The 15,989-nt window shown below is 68.8% G+C and carries 18 protein-coding genes and 1 tRNA gene; 10 read left to right on the forward strand and 9 right to left on the reverse strand.

Going from position 1 to position 15,989, the window contains the following annotated elements; translation table 11 throughout:
* Positions 1-158 precede the first annotated feature (158 nt).
* From ABZ796_RS12195 to ABZ796_RS12210, 4 genes are all read right to left on the reverse strand, one after another.
* Positions 159-917, reverse strand: a complete 759-nt coding sequence (locus ABZ796_RS12195; RefSeq protein ID WP_357337160.1) for a hypothetical protein — start codon at positions 915-917, stop codon at positions 159-161.
* Positions 918-954: 37 nt separating this feature from the next.
* On the reverse strand, positions 955-1,413 hold the full coding sequence (locus ABZ796_RS12200) for a nitroreductase family deazaflavin-dependent oxidoreductase (protein WP_357337161.1): 459 nt from the start codon (positions 1,411-1,413) through the stop codon (positions 955-957).
* A gap of 72 nt (positions 1,414-1,485) precedes the next feature.
* Positions 1,486-1,559: transfer RNA gene (locus tag ABZ796_RS12205), tRNA-Pro, on the reverse strand.
* 73 nt (positions 1,560-1,632) lie between these two features.
* Positions 1,633-2,565, reverse strand: coding sequence for a metallophosphoesterase (locus tag ABZ796_RS12210; protein WP_357337162.1), 933 nt, complete (start codon positions 2,563-2,565; stop codon positions 1,633-1,635).
* A gap of 26 nt (positions 2,566-2,591) precedes the next feature.
* On the opposite strand from ABZ796_RS12210, the gene ABZ796_RS12215 reads away from it, so the two are divergent.
* Positions 2,592-3,050, forward strand: a complete 459-nt coding sequence (locus tag ABZ796_RS12215) for a GatB/YqeY domain-containing protein (RefSeq protein WP_357337163.1) — start codon at positions 2,592-2,594, stop codon at positions 3,048-3,050.
* A 69-nt stretch (positions 3,051-3,119) separates the two neighbouring features.
* Here ABZ796_RS12215 and ABZ796_RS12220 read toward each other — a convergent pair whose 3' ends face one another.
* Positions 3,120-5,558, reverse strand: a complete 2,439-nt coding sequence (locus tag ABZ796_RS12220) for a penicillin-binding protein (protein WP_357337164.1) — start codon at positions 5,556-5,558, stop codon at positions 3,120-3,122.
* Positions 5,559-5,785: 227 nt separating this feature from the next.
* Between ABZ796_RS12220 and ABZ796_RS12225 the strand changes: the two genes are divergently transcribed.
* Positions 5,786-6,061, forward strand: coding sequence for a WhiB family transcriptional regulator (locus ABZ796_RS12225; protein WP_045548985.1), 276 nt, complete (start codon positions 5,786-5,788; stop codon positions 6,059-6,061).
* Positions 6,062-6,155: 94 nt separating this feature from the next.
* Here the strand turns inward: ABZ796_RS12225 and ABZ796_RS12230 are convergent, their stop codons facing one another.
* The 3 genes from ABZ796_RS12230 to ABZ796_RS12240 form a co-directional block, all read right to left on the reverse strand.
* Positions 6,156-7,322 (reverse strand): ArsA family ATPase, encoded by a 1,167-nt coding sequence (locus ABZ796_RS12230; RefSeq protein ID WP_357337165.1) that lies wholly within the window; start codon positions 7,320-7,322, stop codon positions 6,156-6,158.
* Positions 7,319-8,335: an ArsA-related P-loop ATPase gene (locus ABZ796_RS12235; RefSeq protein WP_357337166.1), complete on the reverse strand. Its 1,017-nt coding sequence runs from the start codon at positions 8,333-8,335 to the stop codon at positions 7,319-7,321. Before ABZ796_RS12235 ends, ABZ796_RS12230 begins: the two co-directional genes overlap by 4 nt.
* Positions 8,336-8,407: 72 nt before the next feature.
* Positions 8,408-9,223 carry a maleylpyruvate isomerase family mycothiol-dependent enzyme gene (locus ABZ796_RS12240; RefSeq protein WP_357337167.1) on the reverse strand — a complete coding sequence of 272 codons (816 nt, stop codon included), beginning with the start codon at positions 9,221-9,223 and terminating at the stop codon, positions 8,408-8,410.
* Positions 9,224-9,315: 92 nt separating this feature from the next.
* Here ABZ796_RS12240 and ABZ796_RS12245 point away from each other — a divergent pair, with 92 nt between their 5' ends.
* The 4 genes from ABZ796_RS12245 to ABZ796_RS12260 all read left to right on the forward strand — a co-directional run bounded on the left by ABZ796_RS12245 (position 9,316) and on the right by ABZ796_RS12260 (position 11,746).
* A complete protein-coding gene (locus tag ABZ796_RS12245; RefSeq protein ID WP_141791386.1) occupies positions 9,316-9,471 on the forward strand; it encodes a DUF4177 domain-containing protein in 156 nt (51 codons plus the stop codon).
* A complete protein-coding gene (locus ABZ796_RS12250) occupies positions 9,468-9,926 on the forward strand; it encodes a RidA family protein (protein ID WP_357337168.1) in 459 nt (152 codons plus the stop codon). The genes ABZ796_RS12245 and ABZ796_RS12250 overlap by 4 nt, the downstream gene beginning before the upstream one ends.
* Before the next feature lie 147 nt (positions 9,927-10,073).
* Entirely contained in the window at positions 10,074-10,955 is an 882-nt protein-coding gene (locus ABZ796_RS12255) for an NUDIX hydrolase (protein ID WP_357337169.1), read from the forward strand.
* Positions 10,952-11,746: an MBL fold metallo-hydrolase gene (locus ABZ796_RS12260; protein ID WP_357337170.1), complete on the forward strand. Its 795-nt coding sequence runs from the start codon at positions 10,952-10,954 to the stop codon at positions 11,744-11,746. Before ABZ796_RS12255 ends, ABZ796_RS12260 begins: the two co-directional genes overlap by 4 nt.
* Positions 11,747-11,778: 32 nt before the next feature.
* Here the strand turns inward: ABZ796_RS12260 and ABZ796_RS12265 are convergent, their stop codons facing one another.
* Positions 11,779-12,456 (reverse strand): Crp/Fnr family transcriptional regulator, encoded by a 678-nt coding sequence (locus tag ABZ796_RS12265; RefSeq protein WP_008356269.1) that lies wholly within the window; start codon positions 12,454-12,456, stop codon positions 11,779-11,781.
* Positions 12,457-12,643: 187 nt separating this feature from the next.
* Here ABZ796_RS12265 and nth point away from each other — a divergent pair, with 187 nt between their 5' ends.
* Genes nth through ABZ796_RS12285 form a run of 4 tightly spaced genes read left to right on the forward strand, consistent with a single transcriptional unit; the run spans position 12,644 to position 15,883 of the window.
* Complete coding sequence (nth, locus tag ABZ796_RS12270) at positions 12,644-13,360, forward strand: endonuclease III (RefSeq protein WP_357337171.1); 717 nt, start codon at positions 12,644-12,646, stop codon at positions 13,358-13,360.
* The gene (locus ABZ796_RS12275; RefSeq protein WP_357337172.1) at positions 13,360-14,007 is read left to right on the forward strand and encodes a TlpA disulfide reductase family protein; all 648 of its coding nucleotides are present in this window, start codon (positions 13,360-13,362) and stop codon (positions 14,005-14,007) included. Before nth ends, ABZ796_RS12275 begins: the two co-directional genes overlap by 1 nt.
* Complete coding sequence (locus ABZ796_RS12280) at positions 14,004-14,708, forward strand: CoA pyrophosphatase (RefSeq protein WP_357337173.1); 705 nt, start codon at positions 14,004-14,006, stop codon at positions 14,706-14,708. The genes ABZ796_RS12275 and ABZ796_RS12280 overlap by 4 nt, the downstream gene beginning before the upstream one ends.
* The gene (locus tag ABZ796_RS12285; RefSeq protein WP_357337174.1) at positions 14,705-15,883 is read left to right on the forward strand and encodes a MarP family serine protease; all 1,179 of its coding nucleotides are present in this window, start codon (positions 14,705-14,707) and stop codon (positions 15,881-15,883) included. The genes ABZ796_RS12280 and ABZ796_RS12285 overlap by 4 nt, the downstream gene beginning before the upstream one ends.
* Positions 15,884-15,989: the final 106 nt, after the last annotated feature.

Genomic DNA, 15,989 nt, shown 5'->3' on the forward strand with positions numbered 1-15,989 from the left:
GCCGTCCCGCCGGGCCCGTACGTCCGCCGCTGACCGACCTCACCGAGCAGGAGCTGGCGGAGCTGACCGCCCTCGTCAAGACCGTCATCTGAAACTCCAGTTTCGTCGCCCACAACTGCTGTCTCGGCCCGCCACAACTACAGATTCGGCTGAGGGGGTCAGTCGATGTAGTTGGTGGTGACCCAGTAGGCGAGGGCGTACGCGGCGGCGGAGAGGATCACGACGATGATCACTCCCCAGGCGTGGACGAAGAGGTCGGTGAGGAAGAGCATCGAGAGTACGGCGACGAGGGCCGAGCCGAGGAAGCTGATCGTGAAGGGGGAGCGGGCGGCGGCCAGGCGGAGGAGGTAGCCGCCGACGATGATCGCGAGGGCGAAGACGGCGATGAGGATGATCGCCCCCTTGTCGCCGAGCGACGAGGTGCCTCGTGTCCACTGGCTCACGGTGCCGCTGAACCAGACGGCCAGGGCCATGAACGCACCGACGATGGCCCCGATCATGACCGCTGCGGACAGGCCTGACGGGGTGCTGAGATTGATCCGTCGCCGGCTCGGGTCCTTCGGTTGCCTGGGCTCCTTGGGAGCTTTCGGCTCCTTCGCCGGCTTGGCCGGCTTCTGCGCCTTCGGCGCCTTCTGCTTCTTCGCCGGCTTCCCGGCAGACTTCTCCGCAGACTCCTCCGCGGGCGGCTCGGGCACGACGACGGGTGGTGCCGTCTTCTCCAGCACCTGGGTCTTCTCCGCCGAGGCAGTCTCGACCGGAGCGGTCTCGACGGACGCCGTCTCGACCCGTGCCTTCGGGGGCTGACTCTTCTGGGGCTGAGTCTTCTCTGGCTTGACGTTCGCCGGCTTCGTGCCCCCACGCTTCTTCTTGAAACCGAACGACGGCGCTGCGAGCTTGTCGGCGGGGTCGTTGCTCATGAGGGGCAGTTTCGCATGCCGAGCGTCACATTTGAACTCACGCGCGGGTCAGGCGGATGACCGGGATCTCGCGGTCGGTCTTCTCCTCGTAGGTCCCGAAGTTGGCAGCGGAGGCGACGATCGTGGTCCAGGCCTGCGCCCGCGCCTCACCGTGGAGCTGCTCTGCCGTCACGGGGATGGTCTCGCCGCCCAGCTCGATCGTGACTCGGTCGGGGTTGGCGGCGAGGTTGTAGTACCACGCAGGGTTCTTCGCCGCCCCGCCGGCGGAGGCGACGACCAGCCAGGTGCCGTCATCCCCGGGGAACCAGGCCAGTGGCGACGAACGGGGTTCGCCGCTCTTCTTTCCGATCGTGGTGAGCACGAGAAGGCGCATCCCGGCCGTCGTGGCGTTGCTCTTGCGGGCGCGGCTCATCATCAGCTTGTTGCCCAGCTTGAGGAGGAGGTTGGCCGAGGGCTGCTTGGCGCCGCGGGTGCCGTTGCGCGTGTCGAAACTCATGGCGACGACACTACTGCCCCGGAAACGGGATCAGGCTCGGAGATCTTGCGATCTCCGAGCCTGAGCTCGATGTCGGGTTGACAGGATTTGAACCTGCGGCCCCCTCGTCCCGAACGAGGTGCGCTACCAAGCTGCGCTACAACCCGAATGCTGCACCGAACAAACGGTCCAACGAGGAATGAGCATAGCCCAGAGACTCGCTCGATCCGTAATCGACCCCTATCGGCGAGATGCCCCACGCGCGGTGAGCGTCAGGAGGGTCGCCTCGGGCCGGCAGGCGATGCGGATCCGGGTGTAGGGCGAGGTGCCGAGGCCGGCCGATACGTGCAGCCAGGCCTGGCGTCCGCCGTGGGTATGAGTGTGCAGTCCGCGCACCCGGGCGGGATCGAGATCGCAGTTGGTGGCCAGGGCCCGGCCGCCCGGAAGGCAGATCTGACCGCCGTGGGTGTGGCCGGCCAGGATCGCGTCGTAGCCGTCGGCGGTGAACTGGTCCAGGACCCGTAGATAGGGAGCGTGCGCGACCCCGAGTCTTACGTCCGCGGCCGAGTCCGCGGGACCGGCGACCGCGGACAGGTCGTCGAGGCGGAGGTGGGGGTCGTCGACGCCCGCGAAGGCGATCTCGATGCCCTTCACGGTCAACGACGAGCGCGTGTTGGTGAGGTCGAGCCAGCCGGACTTGGTGAAGGACGCGGTCAGGTCACGCCAGGGCAGCTCGGGCACGTTGGTCTGCCGCTTGCCGTTGTCCGGCAGCAGGTAGCCGATCGGGTTGCGCAGCCGCGGCTCGTAGTAGTCGTTGGAGCCGTGCACGAACACGCCCGGTACGTCGAGCAGCGTGCCGAGGGCATTGACGATCGACGGCACCGCCCGCTGGTGGGCCAGGTTGTCACCGGTGTCGACGACCAGGTCCGGCTTCAGCGCGGCCAGCGATGCGATCCAGTCGAGCTTCTTGTGCTGCGACGGGACCACGTGCATATCGGAGAGATGCAGCACCCGCAGCGGGTCCGCACCCTCGGGGAGCACCGGCAGCCCGACATGGCGCAGCGTGTATTGACGGGCCTCCCACAGGGCGTACGCCGTCATGGCCGTGCCGGTGGCGAGCCCGGTGCCGAGTGCTGTGCCGACTACTGGGCCGATTACTGAGGCGAGCCGCATGGCTCAACCCTGCCACAATGGGTGCCATGAGCACTCTGAAGGATCAGCTGAGGACCGACCTGACCTCCGCGATGAAGGCCCGTGACAAGGACCGCGCCGGGACGCTGCGCATGGTCATGGCCTCGATCGCCGAGGCCGAGGTCGCCGGCAAGGAGGCCAAGGAGCTCACCGACGACGAGATCATCACGATCCTGACCCGCGAGGCCAAGAAGCGGCGCGAGGCGGCGACGGCCTTCGCCGACGGCGGTCGTCCCGAGCAGGCCGAGAAGGAGACCGCGGAGGCCGCGGTGATCACCGAGTACCTGCCCGCTCAGCTGAGTGCCGAGGAGATCTCCGACCTGGTCAGCAAGGCCATCGCCCAGACCGGTGCGGCCGACGAGGGGATGCGCGCCATGGGCAAGGTGATGGGCGTTCTGACCCCGCAGACCAAGGGCAAGGCCGACGGTGGCGCCGTGGCCGCCGAGGTGCGCAAGCAGCTCGCCTGATCGGTAGTCCGAGAACGACCGTGGCCCCACCGGATCGGTGGGGCCACAGTCGTTGGGAGGGGCTGGGCGTCAGCCGGTCGGCCACTCCCAGCCGAAGTCGGGCTCTTCCTCGACCGTGGCCGGCTTCTCGTTGCGACCGCCGGGCTTCTTCTTGTCCGGCTGCTTCTTCTTATCGGGCTTCGGGTCGGGCTTCGGCTCCGGGCCGAGGGAGGTGTAGATCGTGATCGGCGATCCCTCGGCAGCGTCACCGGAGGGCGTGGTGAAGGCAACCAGACCCGGGTCGTACTCCGAGTGCGCCTGCGGGCCGACCTGGACCTGGAACCCGGCCTTCCTCAGCACCTTCGTCGCCTTCTCGACAGTCATGCCGCCGACCCACGGAACGTCGACCGTGTGACCCGCGATCACGTTCGGGTCGGGCTCCTCGAAGTCGACCCACTTGAGGTACTTGTCGATCACCTGCATCGCGTCACCCCACATCGGGCCGGCGAAACCCGAGCCCGATGCGGTGGCGATGTAGTCGCCGCCGATGTACTGGCCCTGGAGTCCCAGCGGCGTCCCCGCGGAGTTGGCTCCGGCGATCATCGCAGCGGTCGCGAGCCGCGGCGTGTAGCCCATCAGCCACACCGCCTTGTTGTCCTGCGTGGTGCCGGTCTTGCCGGCGCTCGGCACCGACAGGGCCAGGTTCTGACCGAAGCCGCCCGGCTCCATCACGCCGCGGAGGATGTCGTTGACCGCGTCGGCGGTGCCCTTGGCCATCGCCTGCTCGCAGGTCGGGTCGTACTTCTTGATCACCTTGCCGTTGGCGTCGAGGATCTCGTTGACCGGCACCGAGTCGCAGTGCTTGCCACGGGCGCCGAACGTCGCGTACGCCTCCGCCATCTCGAGCGGGCTGACGTCGACGACGCCGAGGGTGAAGGTGGGGACACGCTCGGCGCCGCCGCAGCGGGTCTCGCTCGGCTTGCAGAGATGACCGTCGTCGAAGCTGACCCCGAACGGGGCGGTGAGCTTGACGCCCATCTTCTGCGCCATCTTGTAGGGCGTGCACATCCCGGTGAGCTGGAAGAGCTGGGCGTAGAAGGTGTTCACGGACTCCCGGGTGCCGGTGTAGGCGTCCTTGCTGCCCGAGGTCGTGGAGTTGTGGAAGGTGTGGGAACCGACGCGGTTGCCGTCGCCCGGGCAGCCGGCGAAGGTGGATTCGTTGAGGGTCAGCTCCTCGGGGGAGTTGATCTGCTGCTTGAGCGGGAAGCCCTGCTCGATCGCGGCGGCCAGGGTGAACGCCTTGAAGGTCGACCCGGCCTGGAAGCCGTTGGAGTCGCCGGCCTTCTCCTTGGGGACCAGGTAGTTGAGGTAGGACTGGCCCTTCTTCTTGTTGTCACCCATCGGACGGGACTGGGCGAGCGCCCGGACCCGACCCGTGCCCGGCTCGACCATGGCCAGGGCACCGATGGCCTGGTCGGTGGCGTGGACGTGATCCTCGACGGACTCCTGAGCGGCGTCCTGGAACCGCTGGTCGAGCGTGGTCTTGATGGTCAGACCGCCCGACTTGATCAGCGCGAGCCGGTCGGTCTCGTTCTCGCCGAAAGCCGGGTCCTTGAGCAGCCACTTGATCACGTAGTCGCAGAAGAACTCCGCGGACGAGCCGAGGCAGCCGTTGCGCTGCTTCTGGACGTTGAGACCGAGGCTGGAGTCCTTCAGCTTCTCCGCCTCGGGGCGGGGGACGACCTTGAGTGCGGCCATCCGGTCGATGACGACGTTGCGGCGGGCGATGGTGGCGTCGGGGTAGTTGGTCGGGTCGTAGCCGGTGGGGTTCTTCACCATCCCGGCCAGCATCGCCGCCTGCTGCCAGTTGAGCTCGGAGGCGTTGACGTTGAAGTAGTGCTTGGCGGCGGCCTGGACGCCGTAGGAGCCGTCGCCGAAGTAGGCCGCGTTGAGGTAGCGCTCGAGGATCCAGTCCTTGGAGTGCTGCTCCTCCAGCGCGATCGCGTAGCGCAGCTCGCGGATCTTGCGGGCCGTCGACTTCTCGATGGCAGCCTTGCGCTCGGCCTCGGTCTTCGCGGAGTAGACCAGCGTCGTCTTCACCAGCTGCTGGGTGATCGAGGAGCCACCCTGGACCGAGTCGCTGGCCTGGTTGGTGATCAGCGCGCGCAGCGTGCCCTTGAGGTCCATCGCGCCGTGCTGGTAGAAGCGGTAGTCCTCGATCGCCAGGAGCGCCTTCGTCATGTTGGACGAGATCTGGTCGAGAGGACGGTAGACGCGGTTCTGGTCGTAGAGCGTCGTGATCAGGTTGCCCTTGCGGTCGACGATCTTGGTCGTCTGGGACATGTCGTCGACCTCGAAGGCCTTCGGCAACGAGTCCATCTTCTCGGCGGTCTCCTTGGCCGCGATCCCGGCCACACCGGCGAAGGGGATGGCCAGACCCGCGGCGACGACTCCGAGGACGGCTGCCACGCCGCACATGACGGCAAGGTGTTTGAGCACGGTCTGCGGGCGCAGCGACGGCGAGGACATGCTCGTCATCGTAGGTGATCGCGGCTAATAGCACATGATTCGCATTCGGTGCCGGACAGGGAGGTCGGAAAGGGGTCCTAGGACCCCTCCTAGTCATTTAGGACTACGTACTTTGGGTCAGAAGGGTGTGTCACTCGACAGGCTCGGGTCCTTAACCTTTAGTCCGCACGGGCGCCCACGCCGTCATTTGGGGAGGGCGAAGCGCTCTGACGAAGGGATGGCACACAATGTGGGTTGATGAATGGTCGCTGCAGGCTGCTTGTCGTGAGAACGAGCCCGACGAGCTCTTCGTGCGCGGAGCCGAGCAGAACAAGGCCAAGATGGTCTGCTCCGGCTGCGTCGTCCGCACCGAGTGCCTCGCCGAGGCGCTCGACAACCAGATCGAGTGGGGTGTCTGGGGCGGGATGACCGAGCGCGAGCGTCGGGCGCTGCTCCGACGCAGCCCGAACGCCTCTTGGCGCGCCGTGCTCGAGGCCGCGCGCACCCGTGCCTCGGTGGAGTGATCACTCGTCCCCTACTCGAGTGGATCGCTGAAGATCTTGGTCTGAGCCAGGACGTACGTGACGTACGTCCTGGCTCGACGTCGTTTCCAGGTGCTCAGCCCTGGGCCAGCAGGCGGCCGATCTCACGGAGCCCGTCGAGATCGTGTACGTCACCGGGCAGCGCCGGCACGACGGCGGTCGGCACCTGGGGATGGGCGACCGCGAAGCGTTCGCGCAGCTGGTCCTGACGCTCGACCAGCAGGGCGCGGTCGGCATGGAGCCGCAGCAGCCCGGCGGTGAGGGCTGCGTCGGGGAGACGTTCCGAGGCGGCCCCGGCCGCGGCCGCGGTCAGCGAGGCGTCGTCGGGCAGGGTGGCCCGGTTGATCACCAGGCCCTGGAGCGGCATCCGGTCACCGGAGAGGCGCTCGACGAAGTAGGCGGCCTCGCGGAGGGCATCGGGCTCGGGGGCCGCGATGACGAGGAAGGCGGTCTCGTCGGCCTGAAGCAGTGCGTACGTCTCCTGGGCCCGTTGCCGGAAACCACCGAAGACGGTGTCGAGCGCGGTCACGAATGTCTGCAGGTCGGTGAGCATCTGCCCGCCGAGCACCTTCTTGAGGGCGTTGGTGACGATGTTGATCCCGGCCGACATGAGGCGGACCGGACCCTTGGCGGGGGCCAGCATCAGGCGCAGGAAGCGCCCGTCGAGGAAGCTGGAGAGACGCTCGGGGGCATCGAGGAAGTCCAGGGCGCTCCGGCTCGGGGGCGTGTCGACGACGATCAGGTCGTAGTCGCCGTTGCCGCCGTTGTGGGCGAAGGAGTCGCGGTAGAGCTGGCCGAGCTTCTCCATCGCCATGTATTCCTGCGTGCCCGCGAAGCTGGAGCTCAACGCGACGTAGAACTGGTTGTTGAGGATCTGCTGCGCCTTCTCGGGGCTGGCCTGGGACTCGACCACCTCGTCGAAGGTGCGCTTCATGTCGAGCATCATCGCGTCGAGCCGGCCGGGGCCGACCCCGGGAACGGGGCGAGGCGTGTTGTCGAGCCGCTCGATGCCCATCGACTGGGCGAGGCGTCGCGCGGGATCGATCGTCAGCACCACCACCTTGCGTCCGCGCTCGGCCGCTCGGAGCGCGAGCGCCGCCGAGGTCGTCGTCTTGCCTACGCCGCCGCTGCCGCAGCAGACGATGATGTGGGTGTCGAGGTCGTCGAGCAGCCGGTCGACCTCGAGGGCGCGGGTGTGATCGGCGTGGGCAGCCAGCGGGCCGACACGTGGATGTGACGTCATGCCAGCCCCTGATCCTTCAGCTCGGCAGCGAGCTCGTAGAGCCCGCCGATGTCGATCCCGCCGGCGATCCGGTCGAGCTCGTAGGTCGGGACCCCGAGGCCGGCGACGAGGTCACGCTGGGCGTCCTCGAGGGCGCGGCGCTCGGCGTACTCCTTCGCCTCATCGGCGAGGGCGGAGATCAGGGCGGGGTCGGGTTCGACGCCGGCACGCTTGAGGTCCTCGGCGATCGTCTCGCTGTCGAGGGTGCCGGCCAGAGCGGGAGCTAGCGACTCGTCGGGGAGGTCGCGGGGGCGCACCTGGTTGACGATGACGCCGCCGACCGGGAGCCCGGCGGCGCGCAGCTCGCTGATGCCGTCGGCGGTCTCCTGGACCGGCATCTCCTCGAGCAGGGTGACCAGGTGGACCGCGGTGCGGCGGGAGCGGAACAGGGTCATCATCGTGTCGGCCTGGTTCTTGATCGGGCCGACCTTGGCCAGGCCGGCCACCGACTCGGAGACGTTGAGGAAGGACGTGATCCGGCCGGTGGGGGGAGCGTCGAGCACGACGGCGTCGTAGGTCCGCGCACCCTTGTTGCGGCTGTTGCGCTGGACGGCCTCGAAGAGCTTGCCGGTGAGGAGTACGTCCCGGACGCCGGGGGCGATCGTGGTGGCGAACTCGATCACGCCGAACCGGTCGAGGGCGCGGCCGGCCGGGCCGAGCTTGTAGTACATCTTGAGGTATTCGAGGAGGGCTTCCTCGGGGGCGATGTGCAGGGCGTAGACGTTGCCGGGTTCGGCGTCGGCGCCGGACCGCGACCGCATCCGCAGTCCGGTCGCGATGCGGGTCTCGGCGTAGGGCAGCGGGTCGACGTCGAACATCCGGGCCACCCCCTGGCGGCCCTCGACCTCGCACAGCAGGACGTTCTTCCCGTGGGAGGCCAGCCCGAGCGCCAGAGCCGCAGCCACCGTCGACTTGCCCGTGCCGCCCTTGCCGGTCACCACATGCAGCTGCACGTGTGGCCAGTCGGAGCTCATGCGCCGACTTTATCCGGGCTGAGGAGGTTGTGAACCCGAGAGTGACCTATCGATCACTCTCAGATTCACAACTCACGGGGTGATGTTGAGGTTCTCGACGATCTTGGTGCCGAGGGTGGCCTCGCCGGTGATCCTCACCTTGGCAGGGTCGGCGGAGGCGCGGCCACCGGCCAGGAGGACGTACGTCTCGCGGTCGGTGGAGAGGGTGACGGTGGGGTCGGCCACCGGGTCGGCCTGCGGGACGCCCTTGCCCTCCTTGGTGACGGTGAAGGTGTACGGATCGTGGCCCTCGACCTCGACGACGACCGTGGAGCCGGGGGTGCCACCGGCCTTCTTGGCGAGCACGAAGCCGACGCCTTCGAGGAGGTAGTCGGCGGTGTGGAGGGCGCCGGGGCTGTCGAGGTTGCCGGGGCGGCCGGTGGCGCGGCGGATGTCCTGCTCGTGCAGCCAGAGGTCGAGCGGCCGGTTGCGGAGCAGCTTGCCGGTGGTCCACCCGATCGCGCCGAAGACGCCGGGCGCGGGCGCCGCGGGGTCCTCGGGCGGCGAGGCGAGCAGCTCGTCATGGCGTACGGCGGTGTAGCGGCGGATCTCGTCGATGATGCTCTCGGGCGAGGCGTCGCGGCGGGTGATCACGCCGATCTCGGTGAACTGGCCCATCGGCGACTTGATGTGGGCGGACTCCGGCACGGAGACGTCCTCGCGGGGTGCGCCGGCGGTGAGGCCCTCCAGGTGTGCGACGTGAGAGGCGATGGCGCGTACGTCCCAGCCGGGGAGGTCGGTGGGCTGGTCCCAGTCCGGCTCGGAGAGCTCCTCCAGGAGCGCGAGGAGGTCCTGGACGGAGGACCACCAGGTGTCGACGTACGCCTTCAGCTGCTCTGTGGAAGTCACGGACCCGACGATAGTGGCCCGGATGCATGGTTGGAAGGTCAAACCTTCTCGCCGAGAAACCCGTCTGCGGGTCCGCGAAGTAGGGTGCCGACATGACCAAGTGGGAGTACCAGGTAGCGCCGATCCTCAACCACGCTGCGGCGCAGATCCTCAACAACTTCGGTGCCGACGGGTGGGAGCTCGTCTCCATCCTCGACAACGGCACCGGCAACTACGTCGGCTTCTTCAAGCGGGCGGTCTCGGAGTGAGCGGGCCCGAGGAGGTCCTCGCCGAGCTCGGCCTGAGCGTGCCGGACGTCGTGCCGCCGGTGGCTGCCTACATTCCGGCGGTCCGCTCGGGCAACCACGTGTTCACCTCGGGCCAGCTTCCGATGAAGGACGGCGCGCTGCTCTCCGTCGGCAAGGTCGGCGGTGACGTGTCGGCCGAGGACGGCTACGCCGCGGCGCAGCAGTGCGCGCTCAACGCCCTGGCCGCGGTCAAGGCCGAGATCGGTGACCTCGCGCAGGTCAAGCGCATCGTGAAGGTGCTGTGCTTCGTCGCCTCCACCCCCGACTTCACCGGCCAGCCGGGCGTCGCCAACGGTGCCTCGGAGCTGCTCGGGAAGGTCTTCGGCGAGGCCGGCCGGCACGCGCGTTCCGCCGTCGGTGTGCCGGTTCTGCCGCTCGACGCTCCGGTCGAGGTGGAGATCGTCGTCGAGGTCTGAGCCTGCGACTCGGCGAGCGTAGCGAGCCGAGGAGCAACGCGAAGAGGTCGAGCGAGCGCACGGCTGAGCTTGCGAAGCCGTGACCGCGGGTCGAGACCTACCAAGTTGGAGCGTACGACGCGACCGCCCGTCGCTACAGTGACGAACGTGCGCATCCCGATCCCTCCAGTCCGGCTTGGTGACGACATCGTGGCGTTGGCCGGGGAGTACGCCCAGGGCGTACGCACCCCGGTCGAGCCGCGCGACGCGGCAACGGTGCTGCTGCTGCGGCCGGGCTCCGACGCCTCCTCAGGCCCGGAGGTCTATCTGCTCCGTCGGCAGCTGACGATGGGGTTCGCCGCCGGGATGGCCGTCTTCCCCGGCGGTGGCGTGGACGTACGCGACGCCGACCTGCCCGACTCCTGCTGGGCCGGGCCCTCGGCCGGTGAGTGGGCACGCAGGCTCGACGTCGAGGAGTCCCGGGCGCGGGCGCTGGTCGCCGCGGCGGTGCGGGAGACGTTCGAGGAGAGCGGCGTGCTGCTCGCGGGGACTTCGGCCGACGCCGTCGTCGACGACGTCTCGGGCTCGGACTGGGAGGCCGACCGAGCCGCGCTGGAGGCGCGCTCGCTGTCGCTGACCGAGATGCTGACCCGGCGCGGGCTGGTGCTGCGTACGGATCTGCTGGCGCCGTGGGCGGCCTGGACGACGCCCGTCTTCGAGCCGAAGCGCTTCGCGACCTGGTTCTTCGTCGCCCGGCTGCCCGAGGGGCAGGTGACCCGCGACGTGTCGACGGAGTCCTCCTCGGTGCACTGGCTCGGCGCCGCGGAGGCGGTCGACCAGGTCGAGGCCGGTGAGCTGGCGATGATGCCGCCGACCTACCTCAACTGTCTCGAGGTCGCCTCGATCGGCTCCGAGGACGCCGTCCTCGCCGCCGCCGCGGAGCGCGAGCTGACCATGTTCACCCCGGCTGTCACGGAGGTCGACGGCGGCCACGCGCTGTCGGTGTTGCCGCTGCACGCCACGCTCATCGCCGGAAGGGCACGCTCATGAATGAATCCTGGTCAGGTGGGGTTTTCGGCGAGCGCGGTCGGTGCATCCTCGCGCCCAACCCCGGGATCATGTCGCTCGACGGCACCAACACCTGGGTCCTGCGCGAGCCCGGCGGGCGCCGGTCGGTCGTGATCGACCCCGGTCCGTTGGACGAGGGGCATCTCGACGCGGTGGCGGAGGCAGCCGGCGAGGTCGCGACCGTGCTGCTGACCCATCATCACTATGACCACTCCGAGGCGGCGCGGGCCTTCGCGGAGCGGGTCGGGGCCGGCGTACGCGCTCTTGATCCTGAATACCGGCTCGGCACCGAGGGGCTCGGCGACGGTGACGTCATCGAGGTCGACGGCCTGGAGATCCGTGTCGTCGGGACTCCCGGGCACACCTCGGACTCGCTGTCCTTCTGGCTGCCGGGTGATGGGGCGGTCCTGACCGGCGACACGGTCCTCGGTCGGGGGACCACGGTGGTCGCTCACCCCGACGGCGAGCTGGGCGCCTATCTTGACTCGCTCGACCGGCTCCACGCCTTGGCATCCGAGCATGGTGTCGCCAGCGTCTGGCCTGGCCACGGCCCAGTCATCGGCAACGCTCTCGGCGCGCTCGACTACTACATCGCCCACCGCCGCGAGCGTCTCGGCCAGGTCGCCGACGCTGTGGCCGGCCTCGGCGTCACTCCGGCCGACGCGGACCCGCGGGCGATCGTCGAGATCGTGTACGCCGACGTCGACCAGGTCCTCTGGGGTGCCGCGGAACTCTCCGTGCGCGCCCAGCTCGCCTACCTGGCTGAGCGCTGACCACGAATCAGTGCGTGCTCTGGACGTCCAGGTCAGCGGGCGCGGCGGGCCATGCGCTCGATGTCCATGATGACGACGCTGCGCGGCTCGAGGCGGAGCCAGCCGCGGCTGGCGAAGTCGGCCAGGGCCTTGTTGACCGTCTCGCGGGAGGCGCCGACGAGCTGGGCGAGCTCCTCCTGGGTGAGGTCGTGGTGGACGTGGACGCCGTCGTCGGCGGTGCGGCCGAAGCGGTCGGCGAGGTCGAGCAGGGCCTTGGCGACGCGGCCGGGGACGTCGGAGAAGACGAGGTCGGCGACGACGTCGTTGGCCTTGCGGAGGCGGCCGGCCAGCTGGGCGAGCAGGCCGCGGGCGACGACGGGGCGGCCCTCGAGCCACTTGAGGAGGTCCTCGTGCGACAGGCTCGCGAAGGCGGAGTCGGTGACCGCGGTGACGGTGGCCGAGCGGGGGCCGGGGTCGAAGAGCGAGAGCTCACCGAACATCTGGCCGGGGCCCATGATGGCGAGCAGGTTCTCGCGGCCGTCGGACGAGGTGCGGCCGAGCTTCACCTTGCCGTCGATCACGACGTACAGCTTGTCGCCGGAGTCGCCCTCGTGAAAGAGCACCTCCCCGCGGCGGAGCTTCGACTCTGCCATCGAGGCGTGCAGGGCCGTCATCGACTCGTCATCGAGTGCGCTGAAGAGCGGTGCCTGACGGAGTACGTCGTTGTCCATTGCGGCCATTCCTCCTGGATTTTCCCCACATCCGCGGGTATTACACCGGGAATCCTATCTGTGGAACGTCTCACAAGTGCACATCACCCACCGATAAGGGCAGAAAGTGCATGTGTTGAGCGGTGTTTGTGGTAGCCGTCCTCCGGGCCGGATCGGCATTGTCGGTGGGGCCGCGTAGCCTTGCTGCGTGCCTGCCCAGAAGTTTGCGACTGAGACGCGCCTGGGTCTGGTGCGTCGTGCCCGTCGGATCGACCGCATCCTCGGTGAGACCTACCCCGATGCGAAGGCCGAGCTCGACTTCACCAACCCCTTCGAGTGCCTGGTCGTGACCGTGCTGAGCGCGCAGACCACGGACAAGCGGGTCAACCTGGCCTCGCCCGCCCTGTTCGCGGCCTACCCGACCGCGAAGGAGATGGCGGCCGCGCCCCGAGAGCACCTGGAGCAGCTCGTCGGGCCGCTCGGCTTCTTCCGTGCCAAGACCGACGCGCTGCTGAAGCTCAGCGCCGTCCTCGTGGAGGAGTACGACGGCGAGGTGCCCTCGCGCCTGGAGCAGCTGGTGAAGCTGCCCGGTGTCGGGCGCAAGACGGCCAACGTGGTGCTCGGCAACGCCTTCGGCAAGCCGGGGATCACCGTCGACACGCACTTCGGGCGCCTCTCGCGGCGCTTCGGATGGACGAGCGAGAAGGACCCGGTCAAGGTCGAGCACGAGGTCGGTGCGCTCTTCGAGAAGCGGGACTGGACGATGCTGTCGCACCACGTGATCTGGCACGGACGGCGGATCTGTCACGCCCAGAAGCCGGCGTGCGGCGCCTGTCCGGTGTCACAGCTGTGCCCTGCGTACGGCGAGGGGCCGACCGACCCTGTCGCCGCGGCCAAGCTGGTCCGCACGGAGGGCCGCAACTGATGGTTCGTGTCCTGGGGAGACGAGCCCGGGTCGCGTCGGCAGTCGCCCTGCTGCTGGCGGTCCTGGCGGGCTGCGGCACCGACTCCTCGAGCGGGGGCGGGCAATCCGGCGCACCGCTCGCGGACAAGCCGTCCTCCTCCAAGGTGAACGTCGCCACCGCGGAGATGGTCGCGGCCAAGAAGGCATCGAAGGTGGAGCCCTGCCAGGAGGGGTCGGCGAGCGAGGGCGGGCTGCCGTCGATCGAGCTGGCCTGCCTCGGCGGTGGCGAGTCCGCCGACCTCGCGTCGTTCGAGGGACCGATGGTGATCAACCTCTTCCAGGGCTTCTGTGCGCCCTGCAAGGAGGAGATGCCTGCGTTGCAGAGCTTCTACGAGACCTACGGCGACGAGGTGCCGGTGATCGGCATCGACGTCATGGACACCGTCCCCGGGGTCGCGCTCGAGGAGGCGATCTCACGCGGGGTGACCTTCCCGATGTACGCCGATCCGGGCGGTGATCTGCAGGGTGGCCCGCTCACGGCGCGCGCGGTGCCGGCGACGTACGTCCTGTCCTCCTCCGGCGAGGTGGAGCTGCTGCAGATGGGTGGCATGACCAGTGCGAACCAGGTCAAGGAGCTCGTGGAGAAGAAGCTGGGGATCACCCTGTGAGCGAGCGCCGGCGAGCGAACCGCCCGAACTTCACGCGACCGGAGTGGTTCGAGGAGATCGTCGAGGCGGCCCAGCAGATCCAGGGCGAGGACATCTCCCAGTTCCTGCCGCCGGCCGACGGTAGCGCACGCGAGTCGGCCGTGCTGATGCTCTTCGGTGAGGGGCCTGAGGGTCCCGATCTGTTGCTGACCGAGCGCTCGCACACGATGCGGTCGCACCCCGGCCAGGTCTCGTTCCCCGGCGGCCGGCTCGATCCAGGCGAGACGGCGGAGGAGGCGGCGCTGCGGGAGGCGTGGGAGGAGACCGGGCTCGACCCTGCCGGTGTCGACGTGGTCGGCCGCCTCCCGGCGCTGTGGATCCCCTTCTCCAACCACGCGGTGGTGCCGATCATCGCGTGGTGGCGAGAGCCGTCTCCGGTCACCAACCGATCGCTCGAAGAGGTGCACGCCGTCTACCGGGTGCCCCTGTCGGATCTCATGGACCCGGCCCACCGGATTCAGGTCGGCGCGCCTGGCCGCAGCGGATGGCTGATGCCCGCGTTCTTGATCGGACCGGAGAAGGATGTCATCCTCTGGGGCTTCACCGGTGGAATCATCAGCCGCTTCTTCACCTATCTCGGGTGGATCACGGAGATTCCGGACGCCCCGATCAAGGAGTTGCCCGAATACATGCTGCAGGGACGCGAACGGAATCGGCCGTGAACTTTCTTGATTGGATCCTGATCATCCTCGTCGGGGCCTACGCGCTCTCCGGCTACTGGCAGGGCTTCATCACCGGCGCCTTCGCGACCGGCGGACTGTTGCTCGGTGGCTTCATCGGCATCTGGCTGGCACCGAAGCTGCTCGGCAGCGCGGCTCCGTCGTTGTGGGTCTCGCTCGGCGCCCTGTTCGTCGTGATCGCCTGTGCGTCGATCGGGCAGGCGGTGCTGCAGTACGGCGGCGTGCGCGTGCGGGACGAGATCACCTGGCAGCCGGCCCGGATCGTCGATGCGCTCGGAGGGGCGTTGCTCAGTGCTGCGGCCGTGCTGGTGGTCGCGTGGGCGCTCGGGGTCGCCGTCTCGGGAGCGCAGATCAACGGGCTCACGCCGGCGGTGCGTGGCTCGGCGATCCTGGCCAAGGTCGACTCGATCATGCCGTCGCCCGCCGACCGCGCACTGAGCGCGTTCAACGACGTCGTCGGCACCTCGTTCTTCCCGCGCTACCTGGAGCCGTTCGCCCGCGAGCGGATCGTCGAGGTCGGGCCGGGCCCGCGGCGGATGCTCACCGATCCCGATGTCGTACGCGCCGGCGAGTCGGTCCTCAAGATCCGCGGCGCCAACGAGTGCGGCAAGGGTGTCGAAGGCACCGGGTTCGTCATCGGCCGCGGCTATCTGATGACCAACGCCCACGTCGTCGCCGGCGTCGACGACCCCAACGTCATCGTCGGTGACGGAGCCAACGACGCCAAGGTCGTCCACTACGACCCCGAGATCGACATCGCGGTCCTGAAGTTCGAGGGCGGCGGCAACCTCAAGCGCCTCGAGTTCGACCGCACTGCCGGCGCCGAGGACCCGATCGCTGTCCTGGGCTATCCGCAGGACGGTCCCTTCGACGTACAGCCCGGTCGGATCCGTGCCGAGCAGCGCCTCCGCTCGCCCGACATCTACGGCGTCGGCACCGTCATTCGCGACGTCTATTCCGTACGCAGCCTCATCCGCCCCGGCAACTCCGGCGGCCCCATCGTCGACTCCGAGGGTGACGTCGTCGGCGTCGTCTTCGCTGCCTCGGTCACCGACTCCGAGACCGGCTACGCCCTCACCACCGACCAGGTCATCGACATCGCCCGTGAGGCGCGCACCGAGACCGCCGCCGTCGATACCGGAGCCTGCGCCGGCTGACCCTCGCCGAGTCGGTAGATGTGGCGGCCGAGTCGGTAGTTCCGGACGTCGAATCTGTAGTTGTGGGGGGGGGCAAGGACCAGAAGTTGGGCGCCCCAAAGGCCGA

Origin of the sequence: Nocardioides sp. NPDC047086, assembly GCF_040643685.1 — a bacterium.
Taxonomy (GTDB): Bacteria; Actinomycetota; Actinomycetes; order Propionibacteriales; family Nocardioidaceae; genus Nocardioides.

Excerpts from the sequence above, each read along its gene's own strand:
- ABZ796_RS12195 (WP_357337160.1), bottom strand. The coding sequence starts at position 917 with ATGAGCAACGACCCCGCCGACAAGCTCGCAGCGCCGTCGTTCGGTTTC.
- ABZ796_RS12200 (WP_357337161.1), bottom strand. The coding sequence starts at position 1,413 with ATGAGTTTCGACACGCGCAACGGCACCCGCGGCGCCAAGCAGCCCTCG.
- ABZ796_RS12210 (WP_357337162.1), bottom strand. The coding sequence starts at position 2,565 with ATGCGGCTCGCCTCAGTAATCGGCCCAGTAGTCGGCACAGCACTCGGC.
- ABZ796_RS12215 (WP_357337163.1), top strand. The coding sequence starts at position 2,592 with ATGAGCACTCTGAAGGATCAGCTGAGGACCGACCTGACCTCCGCGATG.
- ABZ796_RS12220 (WP_357337164.1), bottom strand. The coding sequence starts at position 5,558 with ATGTCCTCGCCGTCGCTGCGCCCGCAGACCGTGCTCAAACACCTTGCC.
- ABZ796_RS12225 (WP_045548985.1), top strand. The coding sequence starts at position 5,786 with ATGTGGGTTGATGAATGGTCGCTGCAGGCTGCTTGTCGTGAGAACGAG.
- ABZ796_RS12230 (WP_357337165.1), bottom strand. The coding sequence starts at position 7,322 with ATGACGTCACATCCACGTGTCGGCCCGCTGGCTGCCCACGCCGATCAC.
- ABZ796_RS12235 (WP_357337166.1), bottom strand. The coding sequence starts at position 8,335 with ATGAGCTCCGACTGGCCACACGTGCAGCTGCATGTGGTGACCGGCAAG.
- ABZ796_RS12245 (WP_141791386.1), top strand. The coding sequence starts at position 9,316 with ATGACCAAGTGGGAGTACCAGGTAGCGCCGATCCTCAACCACGCTGCG.
- ABZ796_RS12260 (WP_357337170.1), top strand. The coding sequence starts at position 10,952 with ATGAATGAATCCTGGTCAGGTGGGGTTTTCGGCGAGCGCGGTCGGTGC.
- ABZ796_RS12265 (WP_008356269.1), bottom strand. The coding sequence starts at position 12,456 with ATGGACAACGACGTACTCCGTCAGGCACCGCTCTTCAGCGCACTCGAT.
- ABZ796_RS12275 (WP_357337172.1), top strand. The coding sequence starts at position 13,360 with ATGGTTCGTGTCCTGGGGAGACGAGCCCGGGTCGCGTCGGCAGTCGCC.